The sequence below is a fragment of the Camelimonas fluminis genome, from assembly GCF_014656355.1.
Classification (GTDB): Bacteria; Pseudomonadota; Alphaproteobacteria; order Rhizobiales; family Beijerinckiaceae; genus Camelimonas; species Camelimonas fluminis.
This window is the reverse complement of sequence record NZ_BNCG01000009.1, coordinates 42,041-54,684: the sequence shown is the minus strand read 5'-3', so window position 1 is coordinate 54,684 and position 12,644 is coordinate 42,041. Positions and strand designations below refer to the sequence as shown.

At 67.8% G+C, this 12,644-nt stretch carries 12 protein-coding genes; 8 read left to right on the top strand and 4 right to left on the bottom strand.

The features are described 5' to 3' along the window. Positions 1 to 8: 8 nt before the first annotated feature. Together hisC and IE243_RS11590 are read right to left on the bottom strand one after the other, a co-directional pair. On the bottom strand, positions 9 to 1,112 hold the full coding sequence (gene hisC, locus IE243_RS11595; RefSeq protein ID WP_191319551.1) for a histidinol-phosphate transaminase: 1,104 nt from the start codon (positions 1,110 to 1,112) through the stop codon (positions 9 to 11). Positions 1,113 to 1,293: 181 nt separating this feature from the next. Then, on the bottom strand, positions 1,294 to 2,133 hold the full coding sequence (locus tag IE243_RS11590) for a chorismate mutase (RefSeq protein ID WP_191319550.1): 840 nt from the start codon (positions 2,131 to 2,133) through the stop codon (positions 1,294 to 1,296). A 359-nt stretch (positions 2,134 to 2,492) separates the two neighbouring features. Between IE243_RS11590 and IE243_RS11585 the strand changes: the two genes are divergently transcribed. The 6 genes from IE243_RS11585 to folK all read left to right on the top strand — a co-directional run bounded on the left by IE243_RS11585 (position 2,493) and on the right by folK (position 8,499). Then, positions 2,493 to 2,777, top strand: a complete 285-nt coding sequence (locus tag IE243_RS11585; protein ID WP_244643084.1) for a sulfurtransferase TusA family protein — start codon at positions 2,493 to 2,495, stop codon at positions 2,775 to 2,777. 323 nt (positions 2,778 to 3,100) lie between these two features. Continuing rightward, positions 3,101 to 3,736 (top strand): hypothetical protein, encoded by a 636-nt coding sequence (locus IE243_RS11580; protein ID WP_191319549.1) that lies wholly within the window; start codon positions 3,101 to 3,103, stop codon positions 3,734 to 3,736. Next, complete coding sequence (locus IE243_RS11575) at positions 3,723 to 4,691, top strand: hypothetical protein (protein ID WP_191319548.1); 969 nt, start codon at positions 3,723 to 3,725, stop codon at positions 4,689 to 4,691. The genes IE243_RS11580 and IE243_RS11575 overlap by 14 nt, the downstream gene beginning before the upstream one ends. 410 nt (positions 4,692 to 5,101) lie before the next feature. Further along, entirely contained in the window at positions 5,102 to 6,895 is a 1,794-nt protein-coding gene (locus IE243_RS11570) for an adenylate/guanylate cyclase domain-containing protein (RefSeq protein ID WP_191319547.1), read from the top strand. A gap of 204 nt (positions 6,896 to 7,099) precedes the next feature. Beyond that, positions 7,100 to 7,915: a dihydropteroate synthase gene (folP, locus tag IE243_RS11565; protein ID WP_244643104.1), complete on the top strand. Its 816-nt coding sequence runs from the start codon at positions 7,100 to 7,102 to the stop codon at positions 7,913 to 7,915. Then, a complete protein-coding gene (folK, locus tag IE243_RS11560; protein ID WP_308432038.1) occupies positions 7,912 to 8,499 on the top strand; it encodes a 2-amino-4-hydroxy-6-hydroxymethyldihydropteridine diphosphokinase in 588 nt (195 codons plus the stop codon). Before folP ends, folK begins: the two co-directional genes overlap by 4 nt. A 4-nt stretch (positions 8,500 to 8,503) precedes the next feature. Here the strand turns inward: folK and hemF are convergent, their stop codons facing one another. Next, positions 8,504 to 9,454, bottom strand: coding sequence for an oxygen-dependent coproporphyrinogen oxidase (gene hemF / locus IE243_RS11555; RefSeq protein ID WP_373301662.1), 951 nt, complete (start codon positions 9,452 to 9,454; stop codon positions 8,504 to 8,506). Positions 9,455 to 9,613: 159 nt separating this feature from the next. Next, entirely contained in the window at positions 9,614 to 10,087 is a 474-nt protein-coding gene (locus IE243_RS11550) for a tRNA (cytidine(34)-2'-O)-methyltransferase (protein WP_191319545.1), read from the bottom strand. Between the two features lie 700 nt (positions 10,088 to 10,787). Here IE243_RS11550 and petA point away from each other — a divergent pair. Next, positions 10,788 to 11,318, top strand: a complete 531-nt coding sequence (petA, locus tag IE243_RS11545) for a ubiquinol-cytochrome c reductase iron-sulfur subunit (RefSeq protein ID WP_191319544.1) — start codon at positions 10,788 to 10,790, stop codon at positions 11,316 to 11,318. A gap of 34 nt (positions 11,319 to 11,352) precedes the next feature. After that, entirely contained in the window at positions 11,353 to 12,630 is a 1,278-nt protein-coding gene (locus IE243_RS11540; protein WP_191319543.1) for a cytochrome b, read from the top strand. Positions 12,631 to 12,644: the final 14 nt, after the last annotated feature.

Genomic DNA, 12,644 nt, shown 5'->3' with positions numbered 1-12,644 from the left:
TGCTCATGTCAGCGTTTCAGGAAGTCGCGCAGGGCGTCGATGACGAGGCGGTTGGCTTCTTCCGAACCAATGGTCATGCGCAGGGCGTTGGGCAGGCCATAGGACGCGACGGCGCGCAGAACCAGGCCGCGCCCGAGCAGGAACGCGTCGGCGTCGCGCGCTGTTTTCCCAGGCGCGTCCGGGAAATGGATCAGCACAAAATTGCCGACGCTGGGCGTGACTTCAAAGCCAAGCGCCCGCACCTGTTCCGTCACCCAGGCCAGCCACGTCAGGTTGTGCTCGGCGGCCTGCGCCTCGTGCGCCGGATCTTCCATGGCGGCGACGCCGGCGGCGATCGCCGGGGCGCTGACATTGAAGGGGCCGCGCACCCGGTTCAGGGCGTCGATCACGTCGGCCGGACCGAAGGCCCAGCCAATGCGCAGTCCGGCCAGACCGTGGATCTTCGAGAACGTGCGCGTCATCAGCACGTTGGGCAGGCTGGCGGCCATCTCCAGGCCAGAGCTGTAGTCATTGGCCCGGACGTATTCGGTGTAGGCGGCGTCGATCACCAGCAGGACATGCGGCGGCAGACCGGCGCGCAACCGGGCCATTTCGTCGTGCGGGACGTAGGTGCCGGTGGGGTTGTTCGGATTGGCGACGAACACCACCTTCGTCCGCTCCGTCACGGCGGCGAGCAGGGCGTCGACGTCCGTGGTGTAATCCCGCTCCCGGGCGACCACAGGCGTTCCGCCGGCGGCGGTGATGGCGATCTTGTAGACGAGGAAACCGTGCTCGCTGAACAGGCCTTCGTCGCCTGGCCCGATGTAGGTGTGGGCGATCAGGTTCAGCAGTTCGTCCGAACCGGCGCCGCAGATGATGCGGCTGGCGTCGAGGCCATAGCGGGCGCCGATAGCGGCGCGCAGACGCGTGGCGGCGCCGTCAGGGTAGGCTTCCAGATGACCGGCGGCGCCCCGGTAGGCGGCGATGGCGTGCGGGCTGGGGCCCAGCGGCGTCTCGTTGGACGAGAGCTTGTAGACCTTGGCGACGCCCGGGGCTTCGCTGCGGCCCGGAACATAGGGAGCGATCGACATCACGCCAGGGCGCGGAACAGGACGGGCCTCGGAATTGGCCATCAGCTTGAACTCCAGATTGGACGCCCGCAGCTATAGAGGAGATCGGCGCAAAGTGGGACCCACTTTTCTGCGCCGCTACCATGGGACGCGCCTGACGGGCCGCCGCCGCCTGACAGGCCGCCGCCGCCTGGCGCGGGCGCGGGCGCGCGGCGCGATGGGGAAGCCGTGCGGGGATGCAGGCTCAGGTCAGGCGGAACCGGTCGGCGTGGCTGCCAACCTCGATCAACGCGGCCCGGCCGGCGGATGCGGGCAGGGCGGCGGCCAGATCATCCGGCTCCAGCGATCCGGGCGCGGCGATCAGCAGCGACAGTCCGCCGGGGGCCCCGGCGCTGCCGATGACGTCGGCGCCTGCGCTGGCAAGCGCCGCGGCGGCGTTCTCAGGCCAGCGCTCGACCCTGGCGGCGTAGAGGATGGTTTCGCGCACCGCCGCGTCGGCCAGTGGTTTGGACACCACGAACACCGGCGTGCCGGCTGGGTGGTCCGGCCGCTCGATGAACGGCAGGCGGGCGATGATTTTCGGCGCGTCGGCCCCGGTCAGGGCGTCCCACCACGCCAGCGAGCTGACGCCGCTGTCGGCGCGGAAAATCCCGACGTCGCCGGCAGATCGCCCCACCGCCGCAATGACGTCCGCGGCGCTGCCATGCGGCAGGTAGGGCACGGTGAAGCCGAAATGAAAGCGGGCGCTGTCGCGCATCGGGCCGTCGCCGGAGCTGACGTCCGCGTGCACGTTGAACGGGGCCTGCATCCAGGTGAACGTGGCGATGATCACGCGCCAGATGCCTTCGGCGGTGTCAAGCGGCAGCGAGCCGGTGTGGCGGCGGGCGATGGCCTGCATCATCGAGGCCTCGCGACCAGGCCGGAAGGCGGAGCCGGAGGCCTGGGTGCTCTTCACGGTGATCAGTTCATCGATGATCTGGCTGCGCGCGATCAGCAGGGCGTGCATGTCCGCGTCGATGCGGTCGATTTCACCGCGAAGGGCGGCAAGGCGGGCGGCGGCTTCCGCGCTGATCGGCTGTGACATGGAGGCTTTCCTGCTGGAGTAACGTCAGCAAAAGCCGATGCTGCTTTTGCCTGGCAAGTTGCGTAAAATCAGACTGTTATGGCGTTTCCCGACGCGGCGGACGGCGTTTCGCGGTGGAAAAGGCGACAGAACGGGAGGCATGGCCCATTCGCGGTTGCAGGGCAATGCGAAAGCGCCATGGGGCGGCGACAACTAGTTCAAATCCCGGGGCGCCGCGTCAAGCCCGACCGCGCATGGGCGTGGGATATTTTCCGATGTGGCCGCAATTCGGCCTGGCGGCTTTTGACGCTGCGCCGCTCCGTCCCTTAATGACGGCGTGGCGGGCGTGGTCCGCCGGTTCTGGATAATGGAGAGGAGACATGACGTCGTCGCATATGCGTGACACGGACGATGGCGAAGCAACTTCGCGTGAACTTGACCTGCGTGGACTGAAATGCCCGCTTCCGGTGCTTTACGCCCGGCGGGAACTGGCTCGCATGGCGCCGGGCGCGCGCCTGCGCGTGCGCTGCACCGATCCCATGGCGGCGATCGACATCCCCCATATGGTGCATGAAGCCGGGCATCGGCTCGCAGGCTCCGTTCACAGCGGGCCGTTGCTGACGTTCGATATTGTCCGGGGCGATGACGCCCCGCCCCTGGGATAATCCAGGGCGGGACAAGGGGTGGGGCGGGACATGCGCCGGGGGCGGCGGCGACGGCTGTTGCGCCTGACCTTTGCACCATCCGGGGCGGCGTCAGCCGGACCTGTCTCCGCCGGTATGGCGACCTGCCGCCGCTGCCCATGTGTTTCCTCCATTCATGTGTTTCCCCCCATTTATGGGGCGCTTTGCTGATGGTTGCATGAAGTTGTATATCATCAGATATATTTTGGCTGACGCTCCGCATCACGAATCTGCGTTGAAAACGCAGTAGGGCAGTTGGCTCCAGGTGGTCGCATCCGTATGATTTGCCGATCCGGAGCAAGATCATGCGCGTTACCTTGTCGCCTGCCGTGCGGACCTTTGGGGGCCAGGGGCAGTCCGCGTCCGGGGACACGGATTCGCAACCGAATGGCGCGGCGGGGCCCCAGGAGCCGGCTTTTGCATTGCCGCTGACCTGTACCGGCGACGCGCCGTCCCCGGCGCTCCCCGATGACCTGGCTGAGGCCGCCCCGACGCCGCGGCATGCTGACGACGATGGTCTCGATCCGGCCCTCAAGGCCTGGCTGCAGCCGCTTGGCGAAATCCAGCCCTCTGGCGAGGATGTCCCTGACGCGGCGGCGTTTGACCCCTTTGGTGCGCTCGCGGCGGCGCGGCGCCCGGGCGCGCCGGACCTGTTCGTTGACCGCGACGTGCTGGCGGGCCAGGCGCGGGCCTCGCTGTCCGCTACGCCGCCAGCGCCTGCCAGCGGGTTGCACATGGCGATCGAGGCGATCAACGCCAGCGTGTCGGACCCCTACGCCGATGGCCGGGCGCAACTCCGGTTCGATCTGAAATTCGACAATTGCGATCCGGTCATCATCACCCTTGAGCGCGACCAGGCCCTGGCTCTCGCGCATCGCCTCGCCGAATGGGCCGACGGCGGGACCGGCGCCGACGCTGGAGCGACCGATGCGCCTTTCTGACCCGCGCGCCCAGGCGGTTCTGGCCATTGCCTGCGCCGTGATTCCGCTGCTGTTCGTCCTCTGGCTGCGGGCGGCGATCGTTGGCCTGCCGCTGGTGCTGTTCTTCGCCGGCATCGCCATCGCCACGACATTCGCCGGCCAGATCGCCGGGATCTTCGTGCTGGCCGTGTCAGTCGCGGCCGCTGTCATCGCCATGCGGTCGCCGCCGCTGAACTTCACCCTTGGCCTGTCGCTGAACGGTTTGGTGTTCATTGGCGGCTATGCCGCTTCGGCGCTGGTCGTCTATCTGCTGGCGGCGCGGCAGGCGGCGCTGGCGTCGCGGGAGGCCCGGCAGACGCAGCAGGTGCTGGTGCTGTCTGACGCCCTGAGCCGCTGGCTGGGCCGCAACGCGCGCGTCGCGGCAAGTTTGATGCGGACGATGGAGGACGTGGACCCCGGTCTTCTGGCCGACGTGGCGCGCGAGCGCATGCTGATGACCGCCCGCGTCGAGCGGTTGATGCGCGGCCAGATGACGCTGGAAGGGGGCGATCTGTCCAGCGTCATGACCGATCTGTGCGAGGAGATCATCCGCGCCGAGCGCCGTCCGGACCTGCATGGGGAAATCGCCATTGCGCCCATGGAGCTGGACCATGAGGACTTTGTCCGGTTGTGTCTCGTTCTGGCGGATCTGCTGTTCCTCGCCTTGCGGGAGGATCCGTCGTCTGAAGAGCCATTGCGGATCAGTCTCACCCTGGAGGGGAGTGAGGCGGTGCTGGGGCTGACGTGGTTGCGGGCGGGCGCGCCGTCATGGACGGCGGACGCGCACGGCGTCATGACCCAGCGGGTCGCGGGTCGCGTTGCGCGAAGTCTCGGCGGCGGCCTGCACTGGAGCGCCCGGAGCCCCGGGCGCGCGTCGTCGGCGCTGCGGTTTCCTGTCCACAAGGGGCGCGGGCCGGCAGGCGGCGGCGCCGGCTGAACGCCAGGCGTCGCCCGCAGGACACCGCAAACCAGACCTCGGAGGCGCCGACGTATCCGCGATCCGCAGAACCCTGGCGCCGCGCGGCTTTACCCAAAATCCGAAGGGGCGGCCTCATTGGCGTGCGCAGCGCCTCTGGGCGTCCGTCTGGCGCCGCGCCGCTGAAACACTGGGGCTTCCAGGGGCGATCCGGTGATCGCAATGACCGGTTTTTCTGGTCAGGCGGGATTTTCGCGCCTTTTGCCTTGCGCGCGTCATTTTGAATTGCCCATGTCCGGTCTGTCCGTGACAAACCTCACCGGACAATGCGGCAGGTTGACCGCCCCCCAGCGATTTCTCGCCGGCGAAACCATATTTGTTTCAGACGCCGGTTCGCGGACGCGCCGGCGTCCAGGATTGGGAGAGGCGTCATGAACAGGCTGTTGCTGGGGTCGCCGGCGCAACGGCTGCGGCTGGCCTCAGGCCTTGTCATGTTCGCTTTCGCGGGAACGCTTTTCCTCAACGTCGCGCTGGGGTTGGTCAGCCTTGACGTCATGGAGGCGGTTCGCACCGCCCGGACGGCGGTCACGCGCTCCGCGCCAGGCTCGATCATCCTGGGTCTCGCTTTGGCGGTCCACGGCGTTCTGGCGCTGGCGCGGGTCGGCGGCAAACGCTCGTTCCAGCTGCGCGGATGGGAGTGGGCGCAGCTACTGTCCGGCTTCGCCATTCCGTTCTTGCTCATTCCGCACATCGTCAATACCCGGGTGGCTTTTTCGATCCTTCGGGTCAATGACAACTATGCCTACGAGCTGGCGCGGCTGTGGCCGGGCGCGGCGATCCCCCAATCGCTGCTGCTGGCGCTGGTATGGGTCCATGGCTGCCTTGGCCTGCATATGTGGCTGCGCGAGGCGCACTGGTACGCCCGCTGGGCGCCGTGGCTGCTGTCCGGCGCGGTGCTGGTTCCGGCCCTCGCCCTGGCCGGGTTCGTCGCCGAGGGGCGACGCCTTGACGTGGAGCTGGCAGACCCGGCGGCCATGGAGGCGCTGAAGCAAACCGTCAACTGGCCGTCGCAGGCAGGCGAAGTCGCGCTGGCTGGCTGGCGCGATCTGGGTCAGCGGGCGTTCTACGGCGTGACGGCGCTGGTTTTGGCCGTCGCCGTCGGGCGGCTGGCGGCGTCGCGCCTCGCCCGCCGCACGGTCAGCATCCAGTATCTCGATGGGCCGACGGTGCAGGGCGCGCGTGGCGGGACCATTCTCGAAATCGGCCGCGCCAATGGGGTTCCGCATCTGGCGGTTTGCGGTGGACGGGCCCGCTGCTCCACGTGCCGGGTGCGCGTGCTCCGGGGGCTGGACGAGATGTCGCCGGTGGGCGAAGCCGAGCGCATGACGCTGCAGTCCATCGGCGCTGATGCTGACGTGCGTCTTGCCTGCCAGGCGCAGCCGCGCGGCGCGGTGGTGGTGCAGCCGCTGCTGTCGCCGGCGCGCGGCAAGGCGCGCCCGGCGCAGGCAGCTCTCAAGGCGGTGGCCAATCTGGAAGCCGGCGGCGTTGAGCGGCGCTTCACCGTGCTGTTCGCCGATATTCGCGGCTTCACCCGGTTGAGCGAGTCCAAGCTGCCGTACGACACCGTGTTCATTCTGAACCGCGTGTTCCAGCTGATGGGCGTGGCGATCGAGCAGGCTGGAGGCCGCATTGAGAAATACATGGGCGACGGCCTGCTCGCCCTGTTTCCCGAAGGCGGCGACGCGGTCACCGGAGCGACGCGGGCGCTGCTGGCGGCGCGGGACATCGACCTGGCGCTGGATCAATTGAACCGCGAGCTGGCGGCGGAACTGGATGATCCGCTGCGGGTGGCGATGGGCGTTCACACCGGGCCACTGGTGGTGGGCCGCATTGGCTGGGGCGACAGCGCCGCCATCACGGTGATCGGCCCAACGGTCAATGTGGCCAGCCGCATTGAATCGATCGCCAAGCAGGAGAACGTGCAACTGGCGTTTTCCGCCGCCACCGCCGAGGCCGCCGGCATCGACGTCACGGCGTCGGAGCACCAGTTCCGTGGTTTTCCGGTGAAGGGCGTGGCGACGCCGGTCGCCGTGGGGCTGGCCCGCCGCGCCCGGGACGTGCGCGTGACGGCGGCGGTTCCGGCGCCGGAAACGCTGGCCGCCGGCGCTGCCCTGGCCAGCCGGCGCAACTGGCGTGATCGCCTGCGTGGGCGTGGCGGCGACTGACAGCCACGTTGTGGGCTGGACGGGCGGCGGATTTGGCGCAATGAAACTGGCATGACCGAGCACCATTCTCCCATTGCGCCAGACCAGCCGTTTGCCCCAGGCGAACCAGATGGCGTCGCGGCGTCGCGCCTGCTGGCCCGCCTGCGCCAGCGACCGTCCCTGGGCGCGGATGAGGCCTGGCGGAGCGACCGGCTGCCGCTGTTGATGGGCGTGCTCAACGTCACGCCGGACTCGTTTTCCGACGGCGGCCAGTTCAACGCCCCCGCGGTCGCGGCGGCCCATGCCTGCGCCATGGCGCGGGACGGGGCGGACATCATCGACGTGGGGGGCGAATCCACCCGCCCCGGTCATGCGCCGACGCCGGCGGACGAAGAAATCGCCCGGGTGACGCCAGCCATCCACGCCGCGCGGGCGGCGCTGGCGCAGGCGGGACTGCCGGCGGTGATCTCCATCGATACCTGGAAGGCCCCGGTCGCCAGCGCCGCGCTCGCGGCGGGGGCGGGGATCGTCAACGATATCTGGGGATTGCAGCGCGACCCCGACATTGCCCGGGTCGCGGCCGGGCATGGCGCCGGCGTCGTCATCATGCACAACGCCGAAGCGACGCAGCCGGACGCCGACGTCATGGACCTGTTCCGGCGTTTCTTCGACCGTTCGCTGGCCATCGCCGCCCAGGCTGGCGTGCGCGACGATTGCATCGTGCTGGATATCGGCTTCGGTTTTGGCGCGACGCGCGCCCAGCATCTGGAGGCCATACGCCGGCTTCCCGAGCTTCGGGCCTGTTACGGCCTGCCGGTGCTGGTCGGCGTTTCGCGCAAATCGACCATCGGCCTGCTGACTGGCCGCGAGGTGGCCGACCGGCTTGCCGGCTCGCTTGCCGGGCATAGCCTGGCCCTGGCCTTTGGCGCCGATGTGCTGCGGGTGCATGACGTCGCCGCCCATCGCGACGCCCTGCGCATTGTCCAGGGGGTGATGGCGCCTGAGCCGGCGCTCGCATCCGCCATGGAGAGGGGCGCATGATCCAGGGAGACATTCCCCAGGGAGACATGGCGCCGGAAGGGGGGCGGGCGGCGCCGGCAGACGTTGTCTTCACCCGCGCTTTCCTGGGGCTCGGCGGCAATCTCGGCGACGTGGCGGCGCGGTTCGACGCCGCCATCGCCCTGCTTGCGGCGGCGGAAGGGGTCGAGATGCGCCGGCGCTCGGCGCTGTGGCGCACGCCGCCCTGGGGCGATCCTGACCAGCCGCCATTTCTCAATGCTTGCGTGGAGATTGGGGCGACCTTGCCGCCACTGGCCCTGTTGCGTCTGTGTCTGGATGTCGAACGGCGGCTGGGCCGCGACCGTCAGGCGCCGGACGCCCGGCGCTGGGGGCCGCGTCCCATCGACATCGATCTGCTCGACATGGCCAATGTGGCGCTTGATACGCCGGAGTTGACCCTGCCGCATCCGCGCCTTGGGGAGCGGGCGTTCGCCCTGGCGCCGCTGGTGGAGCTGGCGCCCGATCTGCCGGTGAGCGTGCGCGACGGGGGGCTTGTGGTCCAGATGCCGGCGCGACAGGCGCTGGCGCGCCTGTCGATGCAGGGACTTGAGCGGCTGGAAGACTGACCGGTTACGGCCAGCGCACTGTCGGCGGCATCGACGACAGGATCGAGGCGATATTGCCGCCCGTCTTCAGGCCGAACACCGTGCCGCGATCATAGAGCAGGTTGAACTCGACGTAGCGGCCGCGCCGCACCTGCTGCTCCAGCCGCTCCTCATCGCGCCACGGCTTGCCCATGTTGGCGCGGACGATGGCCGGATAGATATCGAGGAAAGCCTCGCCGACGCTGCGGGTAAAGGCCATATCCGCGTCGAAATCGTCGTTCCAGACATAGTCGTAGAAAATGCCGCCGATGCCGCGCATCTCGTTGCGGTGCTTCAGGAAAAAGTACTCGTCGCACCATTCCCTGTAACGCGGGTAGTCGGCGTGCGGATGGCCGGCGCAGGCGCCGCGCATGGCGGCGTGGAACGCCCGGGCATCAGGGTCGTCCTGGCTGCGCCGGGCGTCGAGCATTGGCGTCAGATCGGCGCCGCCGCCGAACCACGGCTTCGAGGTGACGACGAAGCGCGTGTTCATGTGCACGGTTGGAACCTGGGGGTGCCAGGGATGGGCGATGAGCGAGATGCCGGCGGCCCAGAAGCCGGGATGCGTGTCCGTGCCCGGGATCTGGCCGCGAAACTCGGGTGCGAACTCGCCGTGCACGGTGGAAACATGCACGCCGGCCTTCTCGAACACCCGGCCGTGCAGCAGACCCATGGCGCCGCCGCCGCCCGGCGCGCCGGTGTGGTCGGTGCGCGTCCACGGCGTGCGCACGAAGCGGCCGGGCCTGTCGCGAATCTCCTGCGGCATGTCAGGCGCCCAGGAACCGGGAGGCAGGTCGCTGGCTTCGTCCTCGAGCTTCTCGAAAGCCGCGAAAATCCGCTCCTGAAGTCCGGCGAACCACGTGGCGGCGCGCTCCTTGTAACCATCAAGGGTTGCCTTGGGGGGCAACTGGGCCGGCTTGCCTGCGGGATTGGTCACGTCGCTTCTCCATCTCTGGCGTATCCGTAACGCCAGCATGTATCTGACGCCATCGGCGCCGTTGCGCCATGGGAGAAATTGACCAGGGGGCGCCCGCCGCGTCACGCGCCCATCGGGTGAATCGCCAAGGATCATGCGCCAAGGATCATGCGCAAAGGGTCAAGCGCCAACATGGGCGCGCGGCCAGCCCCCCGTCTGGCGCAGCGCCTCCGCGGCGAAAATGGCGGCGGCCATGGCGACGTTAAGCGAGCGCATGTCGTTGGCCAGCGGGATATGCACCGCCGCGTCAGCCGCCGCATGGACATAGTCCGGCGCGCCGGCGCTTTCCCGCCCAAGCAGCAGCGTGTCGTCTGGCGCGAAGCTGAAGTCCGGCAGGGCGAGGGAGCCCCTGGTGGTGGCCAGCACCAGCCGGCCGCCGCGCGCTGCATGCGCCTGCTGGAAGGCGCGCCAGGAGGCATGGCGGTCGATGCGCACGTTATCCAGATAATCCATGCCGGCGCGGCGAAAATGTCGGTCGGTGACCGGAAAACCGGCTGGTTCGATGATGTCCACCGCCACGTTGAGACAGGCGCCGAGACGCAGGATCGCGCCTGTGTTCTGTGGAATATCCGGTTGAAATAGCGCAAGGCGCATGATTGCCGTCCTGACATGGCGCGGGTTTCCGGCGCGCCGCAACAGTTCCCGGTCGTGAAGCGCCCCGACCCGCGAGGCGTCCGCCGGCTGCCGGGCCAGCTTCGCGGCGCATCATGTATCGACAGGCGGGCGAAAGCGATCCCTGTTCCCGCCGCGACGGGCGATGGCGAAAGACGCGGGAGCACCCGCCGTTCCGGGACGCGCGCCGGCCGCGATCGCCATGGTCAGGGGCGTCATGCACATGATCTGATTCACTTTAATGAGGAAAAAATGGCGTCCGCGTCGGGTGGCCGAAGCCGTTTTCCGCGCGCCCGACGGCCATGGGGCCTATTTTCGCCGCCGCAAGGTGGCGCGGAATGCCGCATGTGGTTTTTTGTTGACGATGGCGCCGAGTGTGGCGGAAACACGGCGTTATCAAGGAAGTGGTTGCGCGCAATCCTTTTGCATCCGCCTGTGAGCAGGGGGCGGCGCACGGCCAGCTTTCGCGCCAGCGCTTGGCAGCGACAGGCTGCCTGTGCTGGTATGGACACCACTTTTGAAGCATGCCAAAGAGCCGCATGGCGACTCCCATCGTCGCGCGCAGTTTCTGGCGTGGGTGTTTCGCGTGACATCGGCGCCGCCAGGTCCGGCGCACCGCGCCCGGTTTACAGCGGGACGGGCCGATGTCGCCGGGCACCGTCCACTTTTGTAGGAGCCGATTGTGGCCGAGACCGTACCATCCGCCGAGCCGACCCGGCGTGACTTCCTCCTGATCGCCACCGGGGCGGTCGGCGCTGTCGGCGCCGCCGCTGTCGCATGGCCGTTCATCGCGCAGATGCAGCCGGACGCCGCCACCATCGCCGCCGGCGCTCCAGTTGACGTTGACCTGACGCCCGTGGCGGAAGGTCAGATTCTCAAGCTGTTCTGGCGCGGCAAGCTGATATTTGTTCGCCATCGCACGAAGGCGGAGATCGAGTCCGCCGCCAAGGTGGACGTGGCCTCTCTCCGCGACCCGCAGCCCGACTCGGCGCGCGTCAAGCAGGGCCACGCCCAGTGGCTGGTGGTGTACGGCAACTGCACGCACCTCGGTTGCGTGCCGCTTGGGCACCAGGGCCAGTATGAAGGCTGGTTCTGCCCGTGCCATGGCTCGGTGTTTGACACGTCAGGCCGCATTCGCCAGGGGCCGGCGCCGACCAATCTGCCGATTCCGCCCTACACATTCGTCTCCGATTCGAAGATCACGATCGGCTGAGGCGCAACGACCATTTCTGGAGCAGGCGACCATTATGGAAGGCCATTCTGTTTACGTCCCCAAGAGCGGCTTCACGAAGTGGCTCGAGGCCCGGCTGCCGATTATCAGCCTCACGCATTCGTCGGCGGTCGCCTATCCGGTTCCGCGCAACCTGAACTATTTCTGGACCTTCGGCGCCATCCTCACGATGATGCTGGTGGTGCAGATCGTGACCGGCGTCGTGCTGGCCATGCACTATGTGCCTAACGCCAAGCTGGCGTTCGCATCGGTCGAATCGATCATGCGCGACGTCAATTTCGGCTGGCTGCTGCGCTACATGCACGCCAACGGCGCTTCGATGTTCTTCATCGCGGTCTACGTCCACATCTTCCGCGGCATGTACTACGGCTCCTACAAGGCGCCGCGCGAGGTGCTGTGGATCCTTGGCGTGATCATCTTCCTGCTGATGATGGCCACCGCCTTCATGGGTTACGTGCTGCCGTGGGGCCAGATGTCGTTCTGGGGCGCCACCGTCATCACCAACCTGTTTTCGGCCTTTGACGAGATCATTCCTGGCGTCGGCACCTGGATCGTCACCCTGCTGTGGGGTGGGTTCGCGGTGGACAATCCGACCCTGAACCGTTTCTTCGCGCTGCACTATCTGCTGCCGTTCATGCTGGCGGGCGTCGTCGGCCTGCACATCTGGGCGCTGCACCATGTCGGCCAGAACAATCCGACCGGCGTGGAAGTGAAGAACATCCGCAAGGACACCGTGCCGTTCACCCCCTATGCGACCGTCAAGGACGCCGTGGGCGTGGTGTTCTTCCTCATCCTGTTCGCCTGGTTCCTGTTCTACATCCCGAATTTCATGGGCCACGCCGACAACTACATCGAGGCTAACCCTTCGGTCACGCCGGCCCACATCGTTCCGGAATGGTACTTCCTGCCGTTCTACGCGATCCTGCGCGCCATCCCTTCCAAGCTTGGCGGCGTGCTGGCGATGTTCTCGGCGGTGCTGATCCTCGCGTTCCTGCCCTGGCTCGACACGTCGAAGGTGCGCTCGGGCAACTACCGTCCGGTGTTCCGGGTGTTCTTCTGGCTGTTCGTCGCCACCTGCGTTGTGCTGGGCTGGCTCGGCGCCAAGCCGGCCGAGGGCGGCTACACCCTGGCGGCGCAGGTTCTGACCGTCTTCTACTTCTCTTACTTCCTCATCATCCTGCCGCTGCTCGGCCTGTTTGAGACGCCGCGCCAGTTGCCTGGCTCGATCGCCGAGGCGGTGCTCGCCAAAAAGGCCAAGAGCGCGGCGCCGGCTGATGCGTCGGTCAATGGCTGAGCCGTGAAGGGGAA